Consider the following 20,129-nt stretch of genomic DNA (forward strand, 5'->3'; position numbering starts at 1 on the left):
GGTACGTCACCCCGCTCGAAACGAGATCCTTGCTCAGGCAGAGCCTCGTCCCGGCAGCGTAAACACCCGCTGTCCAGTTCGCGGGGGGAACTTCATTCTCCTCCAGGAAGCGGGCGTGGGTGGTTTGTGGGTGCAGGGCGTCGAAGGTGACCACAAAGTTGGCCAAGTCGAGTGGGGCGTGCATCGGCCGGAAGACGGCTACTTGTCCTGCGCGAGCTGCAAGGGCTCCTTTTCGTCGGGCGGAAGGACTTGGAGGATCTCGCGGGAAGACGTCATGAGGTAGCAAATCTCGGTGTTGCTATCGATTCCGGGCGAGGAGACTTGGGCGCGGAGCCACTCTTGTCGCGTCGCCACTGACTTGTCGGAGTCGGGCCAACGGCCCCTGAGCTCAACCTGGGTGAGGCGTTCGGTCAGTTCTGTCGCCACCGCACAGGCGTCCTCCAACTGATGAACGTGCGACTCCACGAACCTCCGCAGCGCGGCGTAAGGATTGGTGGGATCCGCGAGCGCTAGCGACGCCGCGTAGGCAACCAGTGCCTTGCGTCGTATCGCAATCGCCGCTCGCGCCAAGTGAAGCTCTCGGATGAAGTGGTCAGTCTCCTTCTCCTTGCCGCCAAGGGTCTCCTCCAGGCGGCGGTAGTCGACCTTGCCGTTGTCGTCCACCAGCTCGTCGATGACGCCGCGGTGCTTCTCCAAGAATTGCTGAGAGGTATAGAACTCGTCGTCCGCACTCTTTAGGGCGAGGTCAAGATTCGGATTGAGGCCGTCAAGCATCTCGCTGATCGCGCGGGACAGCTGAGCATCGGCCGATCGTTGATCTGTGATCCGTTTGCTGTAGGCCCGTTCCTCTTGGCCGCTCAGGATGGCTTCAACTCGGCGTTGGTGCGCCCTCTGTTCACGTTGAGCCACCATGTCTACCGCTAGGACGGTTCCGGCGACGGCCAGCACCGGCCAACCTGCCACGAGTGCTCCACCAGCAGCGACGGGCTTCAGAACAGCATGTGCTGTCTGCCCGCCGCTGCGAGAGAACCCTCTGAACCCGGAAGTTCCGGCGGCCTTGACGAGCTCTGCACTCTTTGGCAGCACCACCCGGAACAACGTCGGGCTCTTCGGGTTGAGGGCCTCCACGATCCCGACCATTGCCTGCTGAGCCGTCGCGTTCACGGGCCCAGTCCGGAACTTCGCGACCTCCGCCTCGCTGACCGGGTAGTACTCGACAGCAACTGGCGCCGCTGCGGCTTCGAGCGCATCCCAGATCGTGCCAGACGTCGAGCCGACGGATCGGAGAACGTCCTCGGGGACCAGAAGCCCTTCGGGTGGGAACTCGGTCCGAACTTCGACCTCTGCCGCGGCGCTCAGTGCGGTGTCCCCGCCCGAGGCGGTGGTGGTGCTTCGCGAGAGTCTCCAGAGCAGCCACGCGGTGACAAGCATTGCGATAGCGACGACGGCGACCAGCTCAATAGGCATTGATATCAAGCCAAGTCACGTCCTTCGACAGGCTGAGGTGGTTGGTTCAAATGGCCCCCGAGCATAGCGAGGATCGCCGCCATACCGGGATTGAGCTCGCGTCGAACGGGGCACGGGAACCTCAACCTCCCACCCAGTACTACAGCGGCACCCCGGGTGACAGGCCGAGCACCCGCAGGAGGTGGCTTGTCAGTGGTTCCCGGCAGGATGCTGTGTCATGGGTGGGAGATCCGAAAGTGACGAGGCATACGTCCTCGACCTCTGCGACGAGTATCTCGGTGAGGTCGCGCAGCGGCAGCACCGCTTCGACTCTGGCACTGATGGGCGCCGCGTCAAGGTGCCCGTCGACGGCTACTGGCCCCAGCACAAGCTCGTTGTGGAGTACCGAGAGCGCCAGCATGATGAGGCGGTCCCGTTCTTCGACAAACCGGACCGGTTGACTGTCAGCGGCGTCCATCGGGGCGAGCAGCGGGCCCTCTACGACGCCCACCGCGACACCGAGATTCCCGCGCACAAGCTTCGCCTCGCGATCATCCGTCCAGATGACCTCGATGCCGATGCACGGGGCCGCCGGGACCGGCAGGCGGACCCTGCGCGCCCTGCGGGAGTTCGAGACGTTTGATAACGAGCACCGGCCGCACCAGGGTCTTGCGAATGCCCGCCCTCTCCACTCGCTGCCCGCTCCGATCGAGGACCCGGACCGGATCGCCCATCTGGACATACGACGGTGAGCGCGACTCGGCGGCACCCTCCACGAGTATCAACATGCTGACTGACCAGCATGGAGGAGGTATTCGGCAAGCGCAGCTTTCGGGTTGCCTGCCGCTCCGATTCAAGGCGCTCACCGTGGTCGAACCCTCGGACCATCGCCTGAAACTCCCACGCCCCAGAGGCATCTTGCGGCGACTGGGGCTTCCCCGATGGAGGATCTACTTGGGTGAAGCATTTGTCAGCCCGCTCGCGAGGCCGTCTCGGAACTCCGGGCGGGTGCTCCGGCCGTCGGCACGTTTTGATCGAACGACCACGTAAGGCGCGCGACCGGATCGGGCGGGCGACCGGGCAGCTCAACAGGAACAGGGCGACAGGGTGGTGGAGGAGGCCCGTCTCGCTCAGACGCGGGGTGGAGCGGATTGGCTCCTTCTGGTCCCGGCGGCGAGCAGAGCGAAGCCCAGTGCGAAGCCGAGCATTGTCCATACGCCGACGGGCCAGAAGATGTGGCTGTCTGTGAAGGACCAGCCGGCCACCAGGAGAACCACCGTGCCGGGAACGACTCGCACCCCGTGTTTCGGGAAGAGCGCGACGGCTGTGGCCACTACGGCGACGATGAGGGCGTAGGCCCCGACCCGCCCGAGCGACTCACCCGTGTCGTAGAGCGGGTTCTTGATCGGCCCTATGTTCGCTGTCCCGGCAGCCTGCTCGACCGCGGTTCCCGCCGCGATACCGGCCACCGCGTCGAGACCGGTGTAGAAGGCCGCGTATGTGAAGGCACTCGCCCAGGCCACCACTGTGGCGAAGCCCGCGAGATCTGGTCGGGGGCGGTGCCACAGAGGGACGAGGAGGCCGAGCGTGAGCAGCGGAAAGACCGGCAGCAGTGCGATGTGCAGCTGTGTCCAGTCCGCGGCTGTCGCCCTGGACAGGCCATGCGGGTGCGCGGCGCCCGCCGCAGCCAGCACAAGGGGCGCGACAGTGGCGAGGGCGATGTTTCGGATGGTCAACACGCTGCGATCGTAGGCGCGTTACGTCACCTGAGACGGCTGCGTAAGGGCTTCGTAAGATCTTGTGTGGTGCCACGCAACCTGGAAGGCGCCCGCCGGGGGCGACTCCCCTCCGACGCGACGCCGGCCCCGCCGATCTCGCGGCGAGGCCGGAGCAGAGGACCGGTGGCGGCCCGGTCGGTTAGCCGCAGCGGCGCCCGGAGTTGATACAGAAGACCGCCTGGCGCATGAGCCGGTCGGTCATCACGTTGATGAAGTCGTTGTGGTCGGTGATGGCGTTGTGCTGCTGTCCCTGGAAGCCGTCGACGGCGAAGTTCGGTGCCGCGGGGGTCTTGTAGATGAGCCGCATCGTCAGCTGCGGGATGGCCTTGAAGCCCCTTGCGCAGTTGCCATCGGCGCCGGCGAAGGCGACGTGGCTGCGGTGGTCGGCGCTGTCGACGTTCCTGCCGTCCCAGCAGCTCTGGAAGGCGAAGCTGCGCACCACCTTGCTGCCCCGGGGGCAGATCGGGTACTTGTCGGTGAGCTGGACCCTGTTCTCGAAGCCGGTGCAGCTCCAGTGGGCGTTGGCGTTCTTGGTGCCGTTGGTGAACGCCTTGGCATCACCGGTGATGATCCGCAGGAAGCGTGGCATCGCCACGACCCGGCCGGTGGGGCTGCCCAGGTAGGTGATCGTGACGGCCCTGGGCACCAGGATGGCTCCCTTGTTGCCCTCGGCTCCGCCGCCGAGGGCGTTGGCGTCGGGACCCTGGCGGGTGGTGTCCCGCAGGACGGGCCAGTAGTACGCGGACTGGTCGCCGTTGGTGCATGAGGTGCCCTGGGCGCTCAGGGACTGGTTGGTGGATTTGAAGTCCACCCTCCGGTTGCCCACGTAGTCGTGGACGTGGTGGGCGCCGTTGCTGACACCGGGCGCCACGATGTCGTTGTCCGAGTTGTGCTGTCCCCGCTTGTTGACTCCGCATCGGGAGGTGAAGGCTCCGGTCGAGGCGCTGGCCTGGCGGCGCACCTTGCGCACGTTCGGAGTCACCTTCGTGATGTCCACGAAGTCGGCCGCGGTGGGCCCGTCGTTGCTCTGCCCCGTGGCACCGGAGCCGTTTCCTTGCTGTCCGGGCTGTCCGGTGTTGCCTCCCGCGCCCTGGGGCCCGCCGGGGTTCTGGCTCGCGGCCCCGGATGCCTGGGTCCCGGATGTGTCGAGGCCGAGGTTGCAGGCGGCGAGAGCGTCCAGCCCTGTGGGCCTGGTGGCGGACCGCCCGATGGCGATGGCGATCCGGTCGATGGTCGACTTCCTCTTGTCCGTCAGAGGGTCGAGGATCGCGTTCCGCACAAAGTTCGGGCCTCCTTGGCCACGGGTGTCGACCAGCCGCTGGTTGGCCTCCGCGGTCTGCTGGTCCAGCAACCGCAGGTTCCGGTCCACCTCGGCCTGTGCCTGCTGGGGGACGGCCGGCAGCCTGCCCTTCACGTCCGGACAGCTGATCGTCTGGGCCGACCGCGTCGTAGGAGCGGTGGCGGTGACGTCGGACGCGTTGGCGGCGTAGTTCACGGCTACGAGGCCACCGCCCCCTGCCAGGAGCGCCGTGACCGCCATGATGGCGTTGCGGCGGCTACGGCCGCGCCTGTGATCTGCTCGCATGAGAACTCCCGATTTCACAACGTGGTTCCTGAGCCATCGGCGATACGCATCGCTCGTCGCCCGGATGCCCCCAGCCTCAGCTGAGAGGCCGGCGCTTGGCTGCCGTTCACGTGGCGCGTCATGGACATGTAAGAAATGAATCGCGAGAACCGATCGCGAGAACCGAATCGCGCCCGAACACAGGACTTCGCGGAATTGTCCCGGCCGGGCTCACCGGTCCAGTCCCAGCCGGTAACCCCGGCAGGCTGGACGCGGCCGGCCCGCATGTCTTGTCGGCTGCGGGAGTTGGTGGCCGTCGTCGAGCACTCCTGCCACATCGGAACGGGTTCGACGCCCCGGAGAGAGTCTCCAGGGCGCTGGGCCGCGGTGGCCGCTTCCTTACACGGCGGCTATGCCCTCCATGCCGGATTCGGCGAAGGGGGGCAGTCCTGTGGCGGTGGTGACCTTGGTGAGGGAGCCGTTCTTGCCGATGCGGAAGCCGTCGACGGTGCCGGAGGTCCCGTTCTGCACGTACAGGAACTTCTCGTCCTGGGTCACCGCCAGGTCGATGACGCCCTGGGACATGGCCGAGGGCGGGGTGGCGATGCCGATGTCGTTGGTGAGCGCGAGCTTGCCGTGCCGGTCGGTGCGGTAACCGGTGACGGTGGAGTTGCCGGTGTTGCCGCCGTAGAAGAAGTCGCCGGCGCGCTCCAGCCAGCACAGCGTGTTCTGGCCGTTGGCCAGGGGCTTCTGGACGACCTTGAGGCGGCCGTCGGCGCGCACCTTGTACGTACTGACCGTCGACTTCTCGGCCTCGGCCACCAGCATCCGGCCGGCCTTGTCGAAGGTGATCGCGAACGGCACGCCACCGGCCGAGTCGTTGACCACCGGCCGGTGCGCGGGCCGTCCGTCGTGTCGCATCACGAAGACCTCGACGGTGTTGGCCGACTTCGTGGTGACCACCAGCGCACGGCCGCCCGGCGTGAACGCGACCTGGCCGGGCGAGCTACTGAACAACGGCACCTTGTCGTTCTTCAGCCCCAGGGAACGGTAGGAACCGCCCAGCGGCTTGAGTCCGTTGGGTGTGATCTTGAAGCCCTGGACGCTGCCCGCGCCTCCCGCGTTCATGACGTAGGCGAGGTTGCCGGACACCGCGATGGACGAGGGGAAGTCCCCGCCCGAACGCACCACCCGCCGGTCCGTCAGTTTCTGTCCCTCGACCCGGAACGAGGTCACGGTGCCGCTGCCCGCGTTGACCGCCAGCAGCAGATGCGAGCCGCGGTCGTAGACGAGTGAGCCCTGGGAGGCGAGGGAGTCGGTGGGTGCGTCGACCTGGTCCCCGCCCTTGCCGCCGGTGGCGTAGGCGCCTGCGGCAGTGAGCTTTCCGTCCTCGCCGCGCTTGAAGACGCGGATGGTGTTTCCGGCGAGCTCGTTGCCCTGTACGAAGACAGCGTGGTCGGCTCCCGCCTTGGCACTCTTCGTCGTCACGCCTTCGTGCGCGCGGGAGACTTCGCCCGCCGAGGCGATGGCCACCGTGGTCGCGACCGCCGCCGACGCGAGGACGCCTGCCCCGGCGATGGTCATTCGGACCTGTGACTTCGACCTGCGCCTGGTATGCCTGTTCACGCCTGACTCCTCGTACCTTGATGACGCCGCCGGTCGGTGACGTGTGGAGCCAGAGTTGCCTGTAGGGCGGGCGGGATGAAGATGTTTCGGTCCCGCGTCAGCTTCTCGTAAGAATTTCTCGTACGCGGTTGATTCTGATCTGTAGGTCCGTCGAAGGCCGTTGAGCGACCGATGCGGTGTCGGAGGGTTGCTTGCCGGTCAATGGTGTCCAGCGCGGGGGACGGCGACGAAACCGGTGGTGTCCTTGGGCCAGCTGAGGGTCTTGCCGTCAGGCTGGGGTGGCGCTCTGACCACGTCACGGTCTTGACCGCATCGGTGATGTGCCATGGGCTGCCGCATCCGGCGAGGTCTTACGGACCGGTGACGTGATGGGCGCGGTGCTGCCCTGCGGGGCGCTCATGCTTCTAGCGTTCGCGTATGCGAGTACTGGTCACCGGCGGAGCCGGGTTCATCGGGAGTCATGTCGTCGAAGCACTGACCGCACGGGGGCACGAGGCGGTCGTGTTCGACCTGCGCGACGGCCTGGACGTACGCGATGCGGAGGCGGTCGCGGCCGCTCTGGCGGGCGTCGACGCCGTGTGCCATCAGGCGGCGATGGTGGGGCTCGGGAAGGGGTTCGGCGACGCGGTCGAGTACGTGTCGCGCAACGACCTCGGTACCGCGGTGCTGCTTTCCGCCATGGCCGACGCGAGGGTGGGGCGGCTCGTGCTGGCCGGGTCGATGGTCGTGTACGGCGAGGGCTCGTACGGGTGTGAGCGGCACGGGGCGGTACGACCAGGCCCCCGGGCCGAGGCGGATCTGGCCGCAGGGCGTTTCGAGCCCCGGTGCCCGCAGTGCGAGGAGGCGCTGACGCCGGGGCTGGTCGGCGAGGACGCTCCGGTCGATCCCCGGAACGTGTACGCGACGACCAAGCTGGCCCAGGAGCATCTGGCGGCGGCGTGGGCCCGGTCGACGGGCGGCGCCGCGGTTTCGCTGCGCTACCACAACGTGTACGGGCCGGGCATGCCGCGCGACACTCCGTACGCGGGGGTCGCGTCCTTCTTCCGGTCTGCGCTCGCCCGGGGGGAGGCGCCGTGCGTCTTCGAGGACGGCGGGCAGCGTCGGGACTTCGTGCACGTACGTGACGTGGCGGCGGCCAATGTGGCGGCGCTCGAGGCCGAGTCCCCGGCCGGCGCGCTGACGGCGTACAACACCGGCAGCGGGGAGCCCCACACGGTCGGCGAGATGGCGCGGGCGCTGGCGTCCGCGTACGGCGGACCCGAGCCCGTGGTGACGGGGGAGTACCGCCTGGGGGACGTACGGCACATCACGGCCGACTCCTCGCGGTTGCGGGCCGAACTGGGCTGGAAGGCCGAGGTCGGCTTCGAGGAGGGCATGCGGGAATTCGCGACCGCGGGGCTGCGCGGGGAGTAGTGCTCGACCGCGCCCATCGCGGCGGAGGCGGCGGACGGCGCTCGGCCGACGGACCGGCGGTCGGCGGCAGCGCGGTCGCCGGGGAGGGAGCCGACGAACGAGGGAGACGAGGAGACGAGCAGCGTTCGCACGTCAGGTCCCCATGTCCGGTATCCCGTTGACCATCCGTGCGGCAGCGGCGGCTGAGCACCGGAGGTACGTGCCGCTCACGCACGCAACCGGACTCCTCCCGACGGCACTTCCGTGCTCCCTCCCTCCCTCGACGTCCGCGTTTCGTAAGGAGTCGAAGCCCCTTACGTACCTTTTATCTTCGTAGGGTGAAAGCCGTGACGACTTCTTCTGCAACGCAATCGGAAGCGGAGACGACCGCGGCGACCGTCGACGTGGTGCTCCCCTGTCTGAACGAGGCCGAGGCCCTGCCCTGGGTGCTCGCACGCATCCCGCCCACCTGGCGCGCGCTGGTGGTGGACAACGGATCCACGGACGGCTCGCCCGAACTGGCCCGCGACCTCGGCGCGACCGTCGTACGTGAGACGCGTCGCGGCTTCGGCGCCGCCTGCCATGCCGGGCTGACCGCAGCCACCGCGGACCTCGTGTGCTTCTGCGACTGCGACGCCTCCCTCGACCCGTCCCTGCTCGTGCCCTTCGTACGCGAGGTGTACGACGGTGAGGCCGACCTGGTGCTCGGTCGGCGCCGGCCGCAGGGCCGAGGCGCCTGGCCCGCACACGCCCGGATGGGCAACCTCGCACTGGCACGGATGCTGCGGCGCCGCACCGGGCTGCGTCTGCACGATCTCGGCCCGCTCCGTGCCGGGCGTCGCGAACAGCTGCTCGACCTGGCGCTCACGGACCGCCGCAGCGGTTACCCGCTGCAGATGGTCGTGCGCGCGGCCGACGCCGGCTGGCGTGTTGTCGAGCACGACGTGCCCTATCTGCCGCGCACCGGCGCCTCCAAGGTCACCGGTACCTGGCGCGGCACCTGGCAGGCGGTACGGGACATGGGCCGCGTCCTGGCCGAACCACCGGTGCCCCGGGACGGGGCAGGCGCCGACTCGTTCGCCGTACTTCCAGGAGGAACCGCTCAGTGACCACTCTCCTCGTCATCGCCAAGGAACCGCGGCCGGGCCGGGTCAAGACCCGGCTCACCCCGCCGTTCACGCCCCGGGAAGCGGCAGCGCTCGCCGAGGCGGCGCTCGTGGACACCCTGCGAACGGTGGCGGCCACGCCCGCTCGGCGCCGCGTGCTGGTGCTCGACGGCGCTCCGGGCCCCTGGTTGCCGCCCGGTTTCGACGTCGTCCCGCAGTGCGCGGGAGGTCTGGACGAGCGGCTGGCCGCCGCCTTCGCCGGCTGCGACGGCCCCGCCCTGCTCATCGGCATGGACACCCCCCAGGTGACGCCCGCACTGCTCACCGTGGACTTCGCCGACTGTGACGCGTACTTCGGGCCGGCCGAGGACGGCGGTTTCTGGGCGTTGGGTCTCGCCCACCCGGACCCCGAGCTGTTGCGGGGCGTGCCGATGTCCACGCCCACGACGGGTGCCGCGCAGCGCGAACGGCTCGTCTCCGCGGGCCTACGCGTACGCGAGCTGCCCCGCCTGCGGGACGTGGACACCGCGGGCGACGCGGAGGCGGTCGCCGCGGCTGCGCCGGGAACCCGCTTCGCCGCCGCACTGGAGCGTCTCGGGGCGGCTGTCGGTCGATGAGCACCGCACATGAGATCACGTCGCCGAGGGCGATCGCCCTGGATCGTCTCGCGCCTGTCGCGCCGATGGGCACCCCGCGCCCCTGGGCCGCCGACCCCTACTCCGAGGCAGTGGTCACCGGCCGGGGGCCGCTCTTCCTCCGCCGCGCCGACGGCTGGCTGCTGCCGCTGGAGGTGGAACGCTGGTGTGCCAGGGCCGACGCGGCGGACATGGATGTCCTGGAACACTGTGAAGGCGCTGTACTCGATGTGGGGTGCGGTCCGGGGCGGCTCGTCGCCGAACTCGCGGCCCGGGGTCGGCCGGCGCTCGGCGTCGACGTGAGCGAAGCCGCCGTCGCCCGCACCGTGCGGCTCGGCGGCCAGGCTCTGCGACGCTCCGTCTTCGAACCGCTCCCCGCCGAAGGACGCTGGGACACCGTCCTCCTCATCGACGGCAACATCGGTATCGGCGGCGACCCGACCGCCCTTCTGCGGCGGACGTCCCAACTCCTCGCCCAGAACGGCCTGTTGATCGCCGAGACGGTCCCGGACAGTGAGGTCGACGAACGCGTCACCGTCCAGGTCGTGAGCATCACCGCCGACGCTCACGGCACGGCCGGTCCGCCCTTCCCCTGGGCCCGCCTCGGCACATCGGCCCTGCTCCGGCTCGCGACCCGCGCCGGCTGGCGCCCGGAGCGTCAGTGGGAGACCGGCGGCCGCTCCTTCGTCGCCCTACGCAACCGCAAGGACCGCGACAGGAGCATCACCGCCGAGCCGCCGAACAGCACCGCGGTGATCAAAAGCCAGCGGGACAGGAATTCATCGCCGGACAGGGTGGTGGCCGAGCTGTAGTGGTCCGCCACCTGCCCGCTGATCAGCGGAAACCAGATCAGCAGCAGAAGGCCGGAGAGCGCCGCCGGGACGCGCACGAAGACCGTCCACTCCCGGCGGCCGACCACGCCCAGCCCCCGTGCGACGAGCCGGTCCGCGCCCGCGTACAGCGGCAGCAGCACCAGGTCGTGCACCAGCGCCGCGCCCACGAACCACAGCACAACAGAGAGCCAGTCGTCCGCGAGCAGCCGCACACCCGCATACCCCGCCAACGTGAACGAACAGGCGAGAAGCAGGAGTTGAAGCGGGCTGCCCACATGCGGGCGCACCACAAGCCGTCGCATCACATGTCCTCGCATCACAGCTCTCCGAAGGTCATCCGTGCCACCCATTTGGTGTTGAGCACGCCAGGCGCCGCGGGGACGATGATCCGCGCCGGGTAGCCGTGGTCCGGGGTGAGGGGCTCGCCGTTGACGAACAGGGCGAGCAGGGAACGCGGGTCGCGCACCTGGTTGTCGCGCAGGGCGGCCCGGCGGAACGACCCGTGCCGCTGGAGCGACTCCACCATCACGTCGGGCGCAGCCCCGGTCTCGTACCCGACGAGCGCTGCCAGATCCCGCAGGCGTACGCCCCGCCACGACTGGTCGGAGGTCGACCAGCCCTCCACGCAAGCGATGGGCAACACGGCGCTGTGCAGGGGGAGTTGCAGCAGCTCTGCCCGGCTCAGCCGGACCGTCCGTCCGGGCCCCTCGATGACCAGACGCCACGCCTCGTCACTCGTCTCCGTCATGCTGATCCCGCGCGACGCGGCCGTCTTGTTGATCTGGAAGCCGCCGGGACCCGGACCCGGTTCGGGGCCGCCGTGCGGCGCGAGCACGGCCGTCGCCCGCAGCGGTCCGTCGAAGCTCCGGCCCGCCGTCGTGGCCAGCAGGAGCAGGGAGCCGCCGCCCACGAAGGCGAGGGCGCCGCGGCGCGAGACGGTGGGCGGGGCGGGGTTCGGGGAGACGAGTTCGCTCTCCTCGTCGCGCAGGTGCCGCAGATTGCGCAGGGCGGTGGGTGTCTTCAGCAGCGCGTGGGCCAGGAAGGCCGCGAAGAACACCCAGGCCCCGTAGAAGTGCAGGGGATAGAAGGAGCCGGGGAAGAGGTAGTCGAGCTGGACGTTCAGCACGCCGGTGGTGAACTCGAACAGCGCGCCCCCGACCAGCAGAAGCAGCGAGATCCGCTCCAGCGCGTGCGCGAGGGATCGCACGGGCGGCAGGGTGAACAGCCGCGGCAGGACCGACCACAGTTTTGCCAGCAGTACGGGGATCAGCGCGATGCCCAGGGTGACGTGGACGCCCTGGGTGAGTCGGTAGAGCCAGGGCGGGTCGGTGGGCCAGGCGAAGAGGTAGAAGCCGAGCAGGCCCTTGTCGGGGGTCTTGTCGTTCACCGGTGACAGGCCGGGGTTGTAGGCGGCGTACGACACAAGGCCCGTGACGAAGAGCACGGTGATCCCGCCGAGCAGCACGATACCGAGCACGGAGGTGAACCAGGGGCCGCGCAGCGGGCTGCGCCAGAAACCGGGGGAGGTGGGGAGTTGATGGTCGCGCATGTCCCGACCGTAGGCCGGGACGGGCCGAGAACGGGGCCCTCAACTCATGACGAAATGCTGACGTCCTCGCTCACCGGAGCCTCATCCGGTCCTCCCCGGCCTACCGTGCCGGTGTGAACCGCGATCTTCTCCGCGACCTGTCCGCGGCCCTTGTCGCAGCGCTGCTCGTCACGACGGCGGCTGTGATCGGCACCTTCCTGGAACACCGTTACGGAAACCTTCATGTCAGTTGGCCGCCGTTGTACGGCCATTGGGAGCCGCACGTCGGCCCCGGCACCCCCGCCGCGATCATGGTGGCTCTCGGCGTGATCGCGTACGGGCCGCTCCTCGCCGCCCGGCTGCCCTGGCGCGCGTTGCTGTGCACCGCCTGGGGCACCGCCATGGCATGGACGTTCTCGCTCGCCCTGGTCGACGGATGGCAGCATGGAATCGCGCGGCGCCTGACAACCAAGTACGAGTACCTCCAGGTCATCGACCCCGTCAACCGCTTCCACGACATCCCCGCCGCCCTGCGGGATTTCACCAACCACATCCTGTACCACTCACCCGACGCCTGGCCCGCACACATCGCTGGACATCCCCCCGCGGCCACCCTCACCTTCGTCCTCCTCGACCGGATCGGACTGGGCGGCGGGGCCTGGGCCGGCGTCTGGTGCATCACCGTCGGGGCGACAGCGGCGGTGGCGGTCCTCGTCACCGTACGAGTCCTGGCTGGTGAGTCGCTCGCCCGCCGTGCCGCGCCCTTCCTGGTCCTGGCCCCGGCCGCTGTGTGGATGGGCACCTCCGCGGACGGGTACTTCGCGGCGGTCGCCGCCTGGGCCGTCGCGTTCCTCGCCCTCGCCGTCACGGGACACCGGCCACGGTCGACAGGTCTCGCCTCCGGGCTCCTCTTCGGCCTCACCATGTATCTCTCGTACGGGCTGACACTGTTCGCGGTGATCGCCGGCGGCGCCCTGCTGCTGGGCTCCCGACGCCTGCGCCCCCTGCCCTACGTCCTCGCCGGATTCGTCGTCGTCCCGGCCGCGTTCACGTTCGCGGGCTTCAACTGGTGGGAGGCGTACCACCTGCTGGTCACCCGCTACTACCAAGGGGCCGGCGGCATCCGCCCTTACGCCTACTGGGTGTGGGCCAACCTCGCATGCACGGCACTCGTCGTGGGCCCGGCGACGGTGGCCGGGCTGCGACGAGTCGGCGCGACCCCCATCCGCCAGGGCGTTCGCATGTCCCTGCGCCGTTCCACCCCCGAACCCCGCCTTGCCCTGCTCGTCCTCGCCGCCCTGCTCGCGCTCCTCACCGCCGACCTCTCCGGCATGAGCAAGGCGGAGACAGAGCGCATCTGGCTGCCGTTCGCGATGTGGCTGCTCCCGGCCTGCGCGTTTCTGACCCGGCCCCGCGCCTGGCTCACCGCGCAGGCCACCCTCGCCCTGCTTCTCAACCACTTGCTGCTGACGGGGTGGTGACCATGAGATCGGGCTCAACAGTGGGGCGAAATCGGCGTGGTCACCCGGGCCGGAACCGGACAGACGAATGTCTCAGAACCCGCGGGATCAGGGTGCTGTGGCCCTGACAAGTGGCACGGCGGAACACGTCACCGACCGAGGGGACTCGCCCTACGGCAACGCCGTACGACGGGAGCGACGGTCGCGAGAACGGCCAGGTCCGCAGGAGCGGAACGGGCGTCAAGGTCTTACGAAACGCGGACGGCGGGGCGGCCCTGCCACACGGCAAGGAGGTCAGTGCAATGCTGGGGGCATGCAGCAGCCGCACGAATCCCCGGACTCCGGACATGCTCCACGTGGGCACGGAGGTACGAGCCGCGTCCTGGTCGTGGACGACGACCCCACGGTCGCCGAGGTCGTCTACGGCTATCTGGACCGCGCTGGGTACCAGGTGGACGTAGCCGGGGATGGGCACACCGCGCTCGCGCGGGCCGCCGCGCAATGGCCGGACCTGGTGGTGCTCGACCTGATGCTGCCCGGCATGGACGGCCTGGAGGTGTGCCGACGGATACGGGCCCGCGGGCCCGTGCCCGTCATCATGCTCACCGCCCGCGGCGACGAGGGCGACCGGATCCTGGGCCTGGAAGTGGGCGCTGACGACTACGTCACCAAGCCCTTCAGCCCCCGTGAGCTGGTGCTGCGGGTCGAGTCGGTACTGCGCCGGTCCCGGCCCGCCGTCGCGGCTCACCCGGTGCACGCGGCAGGCGTCACCGTCGACCCGACAGCCCGCCGCGCCACCAAGAACGGCACCGAACTCAGCCTCACCCTCCGCGAGTTCGACCTCCTCGCCTTCCTCCTGCGCAACCACGGCCGCGCCTACAGCCGCGAAGAGCTGATGCGTGAGGTGTGGGGATGGGACTTCGGCGACCTGTCCACCGTCACTGTCCACGTCCGCCGGTTGCGGGGCAAGGTGGAGGACGACCCGGCCCGGCCCCGGCTGATCCAGACGGTGTGGGGAGTGGGCTACCGCTTCGATGCCACGCCCTCCGAGGAGGCGGTCTGACCATGAACGACGCCCTCCTCATCGCCCTCTTCGCCTTCCTCGGCGCCGTCGCGGCCGGGCTGCTCGGTGCGGGTGTGCTGTGGCTGATCCGGCGACGCTCGCTGACCGAGTCCCTCGCCGTGGTCGCCGCCGTGGCCGTGACCGCCATGCTCGCGGGAACGCTGGCTGTGGCCCAGGCGATGTTCCTTTCCCCGCACGACCTGACGGTTGTCACTATGGTTGTCGCGATGGCGGCGGTCGTCTCCCTGGCCACCGCGCTGCTGCTGGGCCGATGGGTCGTCGCCAGCAGCCGGGCGCTCACCGACGCCGCCCGTTCTTTCGGTGACGGCGGCCATTTCTCGGCGCCGAAGGGCCATGCGACCGCCGAACTCGACGCGCTCAGCCAGGAGTTGGCCGCTACGAGTGCGAAGCTGGCCGAGTCCCGCGATCGTGAACGTGCCCTGGAGGCATCGAGACGCGAGCTGGTCGCGTGGATCTCGCACGACCTGCGCACTCCCCTCGCCGGTCTGCGTGCCATGTCCGAGGCCCTGGAGGACGGCGTGGCCGCCGACCCCCAGCGTTACCTTCGTCAGATGCGCACGGAGGTCGAACGTCTCAACGGCATGGTGGGGGACCTCTTCGAGCTCTCGCGCATCCACGCCGGGGCGCTCGCCCTTTCCCCTTCCCGCATGTCGGTGTACGACCTGGTGGGCGACGCCCTTGCGGGAGCGGACGCCCTCGCCCGCGAGTACGGGGTGTGGCTGGTCGGCGACTGCGTCGAGCCGTTGCCGGTCGAGGTGGACGGCAAGGAGATGAGCCGAGTACTGGGCAATCTGCTGGTCAACGCGATCCGCCGGACACCCTCCGACGGTACGGTCGCGGTCGCCGCCGAGCGCTTCTCCGACGGAGTCGTTCTGTCCGTCACCGACGGATGCGGTGGCATTCCCGAGGAGGACCTGCCGCGTGTCTTCGACACCGGTTGGCGCGGTACTCATGCCCGTACTCCTCCCGCCGGTGCGGGCCTTGGCCTGGCCATCGTCCGGGGCATCGTGGAGGCTCACCGCGGGCAGGCCGCCGTGCACAACGTCCCCGGCGGCTGCCGCTTCGAAGTGACGCTTCCCCTGGCCGAGGCGTGATCGGGGGCTCCTGAGCCAAGCGAATCCGCCGACACGGGAAAGCCATCCGGGCTGAGATCCCCAGCAGTCGGCTCTCCGGACCGGTCAGCAACTGCACGTTCACGCCATTCAGGCGGTGCTGGCGGAGTAGTCGGCCCGGCCGTCGCCCAGGCGGTGCCACTCCACGAGCCGACTACGGGACAGAGCCGCTCGTTTGACAGACCCACAACCGGGTGTGGACCCTGAATCGGATGGAAGGAACTCCGCCGCCGCTACTGCGACGGCGGATGGTGGCCACACGACGGCGACGTCGTCCCGTTCAACCCGGGCTCGGTAGCAACCATGCGATACCGGCCCAGAGGGACGACCATTCCGTCGCCCTGGCCCAGCACGACCTGAGGAAAGCAGCGGCTCAACGCGGCTTGTGGAGAGCCGGATGCGGGGCCAACTCGCACGTCCGGTTCGGGAGGGCGGCGCGGAGAAACGGGCTGGGAGGAACCCCAGTATCGCGCTCCGCGCCGACCCCACCACGACGTGGCGCTGGTCGACGAGACAGGCCGCAAGCTGTCCGCGGCCCGGCTGCCCGAGGGCGTGGAGGGCATCGCCAAGCTGCACGCCCTGGTCGCTCGGCATGGCAGCGAGGAGCTGGAGCCCACGCAGGTGGTGGTGGGGATCGAGACCGACCGTGGCCCGTGGGTCCAGGCTCTCATCGTGGCCGGCTACCGGGTCTACGCGGTCAATCCCAAGCAGGCGGCCTGGTTCAAGGAGCGGTACGGCACGTCCGGTGCCAAGAGTGACAAGGGCGACGCGCACGTGCTGGCCGACATGGTCCGCATCGACCGCGACCGGCTACGGCCGGTCGCCGGGGACAGCGAGCAGGTGCAGGCCGTGAAGGTCGTCGCACGCGCCCACCAGACTCTGATCTGGGAACGCACCCGCACCTTCCAGCGGCTGCGGACCACGCTGCGCGAGTACTACGCCGCCGCTCTGTCCGCCTACGCAGACCTTGAGTTGACCAGCACCGACGCTCTGGAACTGCTGATCAAGGCACCCACCCCGCGGCCGGAGCGAAGCTGACGCGCACTCAGATCACCGCGGTCCTGGCCCGTCACCGCCGCCACCATCGCGACGCCAAGGCGACTACCGTCCAGAGCGCCCTGCGCGAGAAGCAGCTCGGCCTGCCCGAGCCGGTCACCTCCGCCTACGCGGTCACCGTCACCGCCCACGCGCGCCTGATCATCGCCCTGAACGAGTAGATAGCCGCGATGGAAGTGCAGGTGAAAGCCCATTTTCTGAAGCACCCGGACGCTGAGATCTGCCTCTCGATGCCCGGCATCGCGGAGATCACCGGCGCCCGGGTGCTCGCCGAGTTCGGAGACGACCCCACCCGCTACGCCAGAGTGAAAGCCCGCAAGAACTACGCCGGCACCAGTCCCGTCACCCGCGCCTCGGGCAAGAGTCACACCGTCCAGGCCCGCTACGTCCGCTACAACCGCCTCGCCGACGCCCTCCAGCGCCAGGCGTTCGCCGCTCTGCGCGCTTCACCTGGTGCCCGCCGCGACTACGACAAGCAACGAGCACGCGAGGCCGGCTACAACCCCGCCCTCCGCCAGCTCGGCAACCGCCTCGGCGGCATCCTCCACGGCTGCCTCAAAACCCGCGCCCACTGCGACGAAGCGACCGCTTGGTCGCACCACGCCCAACCCCATGCCGCTTGACACCAAACGACATGGGGTGTCTGACCGGCATGGGGGAGGTATTCGGCAAGCGCAGCGTCAGGGCCGGCCTCGACGGCACGGGCGTCGTGCACCTGGCTGCTCTGGCAGTGTCGTCGCTGCGAGAGCCTGCCGGCGTGAGCGTCGTACTACGAGAAAGCTGTTGCAGCCGCACGCCGTCGCACGCCGTCGTGAGGTGCCTTCGCGCTTCGCGGGTGACGTTCACCATCGCTCGCGAAGTCCTCAGCCGGTGCGGCGAGTTCTTACGAGAACCTGACGTGGCGACCCAATTCCTCCGTTGGGGCAGTCCCACGGGTAACTCTGGTCCCTGAACACACCGTTCGACGGATGCGTCGAGAGCCGGAGGAGCTGTGAGCGAAGGGACGCATCCTGGACTCGCGGCCTCGCACGGCGACCGACTGGCCCTTGGTCGGCAAGGGGCCCCGCAGGGGGCCGACAGGCAGGACAACGCTTCCTTCTGGTGCGACTCACTTCGTGAACTGGTGGTCCACCCAGGAGAGTTCGGAGGAATTCCATGGGGCGCAACGCGCGCAAACGATCGAAGACCACGGGCGGCAAGGTCATTGCCGCCGCTGCGGCGCTCACCCTCGGAGCGGGCGGGCTGGTGGTCGTGAATGTGTATGCCTCCGCCCACGAGACATCGGGCGGCAACACCGTCAAACGGTCATCTCAAGGTGTGACCGGCGAAGCCGCGGCCTCGGAAGCCTCCACCATCGACTGCCCCGACGTCGGCAGCCGGTTGCAGCAGGTGCCGGACCAGGCCAGGGCAGAGGTCGACAAGCAGCTTGCTCTGCTGGACAGCCAGATTTCCGAGGCATATCAGAGGCTGCAGAGTTCGGCCCAGGCCATACAGCAGGACAGCAACTTCGCCAGCAACGCGATCGTGGGTCCCCTGAAGGACAAGCGGGTCGCGACGATCGACCGGATCGCCATTGCCATAGGCAGGGTGGGGGACAGGCCGCAGGGCCTTGAGGCGCTGGCCGCCTGTACGCTGCGCGCTTCCGGCAACCAGGGCGACACCGGCGGCAATCAGAACGGCGGCCAGGAGAACGATCAGGGAGAAGAACAGGGCAACGGGCAGGGGCAGCCTGCCGGTGGCGGACAGGCAGGTAACGGGCCTGTCGCCGCTGACTTCGTCGACATCACCACGGTCCAACCCAACGTGACAGCACCCCGCGTGTCACAGGAGGCCTCCACGGGGACCTTCACCACTCAGTGCGGTGTGAACGAGAACAAGCTGTACAACAGCGCCAACGTCATCGTGGCGCCCGGTGTGGACAATGGCGCTCATCACACGCATGACTATGTCGGCAACCAGGCGAACGACGCGTTCGCGGACAACGACGACTTCGCCAACGGCGAGACGACATGCCAGAACCAGAGTGACAAGTCGTCCTACTACTGGCCGGTCTTGCGGCTGCAGGACGGCACCGAGGAATTCGATGCCGGGCAACAGGGCGGCGGTGCCGAGGGCAATGCCGGCAAGATCCTCACCGCATCCGAGGTGACCCTGGAGTACGTGGGCAACGTGAGCGGCGAGGTCGTGGCCATGCCCAAGTTCCTGCGGATCATCACCGGTGATGCCAAGGCGTTCACCAACGGCACCGCGAACGCCAACGCGGCGTGGAGCTGCACCGGCTTCGAGGACCGCCAGTTGACGGACAAGTACCCGGTCTGTCCCCAGGGCAGCAGCCTGGTCCGGACGTCCAAGTTCCAGAGCTGCTGGGACGGTCAGAACATCGACAGCGCCAATCACCGTGCCCACGTCGCCTTCGCCGATTCGAATACGGGCGCCTGTCCGAGTGGCTTCAAGGCCATTCCGCAGCTCGTACAGCGTCTGGTCTACGCCGTGGACCCGCCCAGCCTGAACGACAACGGTCAGTCAAGCCCGTTCTACGCGGTGGACGGCTTCCCGGAGCAGATGCACAAGCCGATCACGGACCACGGTGACTTCGTCAACGTTTTTGACGAGCAGTTGATGAACGAGATGGTCCAGTGCATCAACATCGGCCGCCAGTGCCAGTGATGTCACCGCCTTGAAGCCCTGGCCGGGCCCTCGTTGACTGCCGGCAAGCGCCCACGGCTGAGACCGAGACGTGTCGGCGACAGGCGTACGCAATCCGTCGGCCGGCAAGTTGCTTCAGTCAGATGCTCCTGGCCGGGGTCATGTCCCTCTGCCGGAGGCGTGGTCGAGTTCGCAGCGGTAAGGGTGTGAGACGGACGGCCCGGCACAGTAGGGCCCGAACGCCCTACGGAACCCAATTCGCCCGTGGCAGCCTGCGCGTGGGCGTCGATACGGCGAGTGCTGTTTGTGGAGGCAGACCGTCAGCTGCCTCAGGCTCTGGATCAGCGAGGCGGCACAGTTGGTCGCGCTACAGCGTCCAGCCTCGGCCTATGCAGCGGGGTCGAGGGCGAAGGGAAGAATGGCATCAGCCATCGCGCCGGGATCGGTGAGATACGCGTCGTGCGCGTGGCCGGGGATCTCCACGAGGCGTCCGTTCGGCGGGGCCTGCTGGAGGCGCCGGGACATGTCGGTGAGCCACGGCGGCCTGAACTGCCCGACCACCAGAAGTGTCGGGGTTTCCAGGACCGAGAACTGCTCCAGGTCGTCGCCGAAGGCGTCCACGGCGCGGATCTCACGGACCCAGGCGGGGGTCATCGACGCTCGTACGGACCACACCGGCTCGCGGCGGCACGTTCGCCGGGCAGCCGGCGCGTCTCGGCGGGTGCGCCGCATCCGCGGCCGTTCTGGTCGTGATCGGAGAGACCGGAGGCTGGCTGCGGCGTCGCTGGGTCTTACGCCGCGGCGGTGGCCGGCGGGGCCCCCGGGGCGGACAGGGGTGAGATGTTGAGCCCGCGGCTGGCGTG

General features: G+C 68.9%; 17 protein-coding genes and 1 pseudogene. 10 read left to right on the forward strand and 8 right to left on the reverse strand.

Features of this window, described 5'->3' with window-relative positions; translation table 11 throughout:
- The 3 genes from ACWDR4_RS38980 to ACWDR4_RS38990 all read right to left on the reverse strand — a co-directional run.
- Positions 1 to 184, reverse strand: a 184-nt coding sequence (locus ACWDR4_RS38980; protein ID WP_450415563.1) for a hypothetical protein, incomplete at its 3' end; no start/stop codon positions are given.
- A gap of 14 nt (positions 185 to 198) precedes the next feature.
- The gene (locus ACWDR4_RS38985; RefSeq protein WP_450415564.1) at positions 199 to 1,467 is read right to left on the reverse strand and encodes a hypothetical protein; all 1,269 of its coding nucleotides are present in this window, start codon (positions 1,465 to 1,467) and stop codon (positions 199 to 201) included.
- 139 nt (positions 1,468 to 1,606) lie between these two features.
- Positions 1,607 to 1,981 carry a hypothetical protein gene (locus ACWDR4_RS38990; RefSeq protein ID WP_450415566.1) on the reverse strand — a complete coding sequence of 125 codons (375 nt, stop codon included), beginning with the start codon at positions 1,979 to 1,981 and terminating at the stop codon, positions 1,607 to 1,609.
- A gap of 28 nt (positions 1,982 to 2,009) precedes the next feature.
- On the opposite strand from ACWDR4_RS38990, the gene ACWDR4_RS38995 reads away from it, so the two are divergent.
- Positions 2,010 to 2,198, forward strand: a complete 189-nt coding sequence (locus ACWDR4_RS38995; protein ID WP_450415567.1) for an integrase — start codon at positions 2,010 to 2,012, stop codon at positions 2,196 to 2,198.
- A 378-nt stretch (positions 2,199 to 2,576) separates the two neighbouring features.
- Here ACWDR4_RS38995 and ACWDR4_RS39000 read toward each other — a convergent pair whose 3' ends face one another.
- The 3 genes from ACWDR4_RS39000 to ACWDR4_RS39010 form a co-directional block, all read right to left on the reverse strand.
- Positions 2,577 to 3,185 carry a hypothetical protein gene (locus ACWDR4_RS39000; RefSeq protein ID WP_450415568.1) on the reverse strand — a complete coding sequence of 203 codons (609 nt, stop codon included), beginning with the start codon at positions 3,183 to 3,185 and terminating at the stop codon, positions 2,577 to 2,579.
- A 178-nt stretch (positions 3,186 to 3,363) separates the two neighbouring features.
- Positions 3,364 to 4,809 carry a DUF1996 domain-containing protein gene (locus ACWDR4_RS39005; protein ID WP_450415570.1) on the reverse strand — a complete coding sequence of 482 codons (1,446 nt, stop codon included), beginning with the start codon at positions 4,807 to 4,809 and terminating at the stop codon, positions 3,364 to 3,366.
- 378 nt (positions 4,810 to 5,187) lie between these two features.
- The gene (locus tag ACWDR4_RS39010; RefSeq protein WP_450415572.1) at positions 5,188 to 6,414 is read right to left on the reverse strand and encodes a lactonase family protein; all 1,227 of its coding nucleotides are present in this window, start codon (positions 6,412 to 6,414) and stop codon (positions 5,188 to 5,190) included.
- Positions 6,415 to 6,831: 417 nt separating this feature from the next.
- Here ACWDR4_RS39010 and ACWDR4_RS39015 point away from each other — a divergent pair, with 417 nt between their 5' ends.
- The 4 genes from ACWDR4_RS39015 to ACWDR4_RS39030 all read left to right on the forward strand — a co-directional run bounded on the left by ACWDR4_RS39015 (position 6,832) and on the right by ACWDR4_RS39030 (position 10,359).
- Positions 6,832 to 7,827, forward strand: coding sequence for an NAD-dependent epimerase/dehydratase family protein (locus ACWDR4_RS39015; RefSeq protein WP_450415573.1), 996 nt, complete (start codon positions 6,832 to 6,834; stop codon positions 7,825 to 7,827).
- Positions 7,828 to 8,144: 317 nt separating this feature from the next.
- Entirely contained in the window at positions 8,145 to 8,915 is a 771-nt protein-coding gene (locus ACWDR4_RS39020; protein WP_450415575.1) for a glycosyltransferase family 2 protein, read from the forward strand.
- The gene (locus tag ACWDR4_RS39025) at positions 8,912 to 9,529 is read left to right on the forward strand and encodes a TIGR04282 family arsenosugar biosynthesis glycosyltransferase (RefSeq protein WP_450415577.1); all 618 of its coding nucleotides are present in this window, start codon (positions 8,912 to 8,914) and stop codon (positions 9,527 to 9,529) included. The genes ACWDR4_RS39020 and ACWDR4_RS39025 overlap by 4 nt, the downstream gene beginning before the upstream one ends.
- Positions 9,526 to 10,359: a class I SAM-dependent methyltransferase gene (locus ACWDR4_RS39030; RefSeq protein WP_450415579.1), complete on the forward strand. Its 834-nt coding sequence runs from the start codon at positions 9,526 to 9,528 to the stop codon at positions 10,357 to 10,359. The genes ACWDR4_RS39025 and ACWDR4_RS39030 overlap by 4 nt, the downstream gene beginning before the upstream one ends.
- Before the next feature lie 337 nt (positions 10,360 to 10,696).
- Here ACWDR4_RS39030 and ACWDR4_RS39035 read toward each other — a convergent pair whose 3' ends face one another.
- Positions 10,697 to 11,929, reverse strand: coding sequence for a molybdopterin-dependent oxidoreductase (locus ACWDR4_RS39035; protein ID WP_450415581.1), 1,233 nt, complete (start codon positions 11,927 to 11,929; stop codon positions 10,697 to 10,699).
- Between the two features lie 113 nt (positions 11,930 to 12,042).
- Between ACWDR4_RS39035 and ACWDR4_RS39040 the strand changes: the two genes are divergently transcribed.
- The 5 genes and pseudogenes from ACWDR4_RS39040 to ACWDR4_RS39060 all read left to right on the forward strand — a co-directional run bounded on the left by ACWDR4_RS39040 (position 12,043) and on the right by ACWDR4_RS39060 (position 19,287).
- Entirely contained in the window at positions 12,043 to 13,389 is a 1,347-nt protein-coding gene (locus ACWDR4_RS39040) for a hypothetical protein (protein WP_450415582.1), read from the forward strand.
- A gap of 292 nt (positions 13,390 to 13,681) precedes the next feature.
- Complete coding sequence (locus tag ACWDR4_RS39045) at positions 13,682 to 14,431, forward strand: response regulator transcription factor (protein WP_371658294.1); 750 nt, start codon at positions 13,682 to 13,684, stop codon at positions 14,429 to 14,431.
- A gap of 2 nt (positions 14,432 to 14,433) precedes the next feature.
- Positions 14,434 to 15,546 carry a sensor histidine kinase gene (locus ACWDR4_RS39050; RefSeq protein WP_450415585.1) on the forward strand — a complete coding sequence of 371 codons (1,113 nt, stop codon included), beginning with the start codon at positions 14,434 to 14,436 and terminating at the stop codon, positions 15,544 to 15,546.
- A 513-nt stretch (positions 15,547 to 16,059) separates the two neighbouring features.
- Positions 16,060 to 17,243: pseudogene (locus tag ACWDR4_RS39055) on the forward strand (IS110 family transposase).
- 532 nt (positions 17,244 to 17,775) lie between these two features.
- Entirely contained in the window at positions 17,776 to 19,287 is a 1,512-nt protein-coding gene (locus ACWDR4_RS39060) for a DUF1996 domain-containing protein (RefSeq protein ID WP_450415587.1), read from the forward strand.
- A gap of 366 nt (positions 19,288 to 19,653) precedes the next feature.
- Here ACWDR4_RS39060 and ACWDR4_RS39065 read toward each other — a convergent pair whose 3' ends face one another.
- The gene (locus ACWDR4_RS39065) at positions 19,654 to 19,920 is read right to left on the reverse strand and encodes an alpha/beta fold hydrolase (protein ID WP_371658288.1); all 267 of its coding nucleotides are present in this window, start codon (positions 19,918 to 19,920) and stop codon (positions 19,654 to 19,656) included.
- Positions 19,921 to 20,129 lie beyond the last annotated feature (209 nt).

This window comes from Streptomyces sp. NPDC000878 (genome assembly GCF_053599695.1).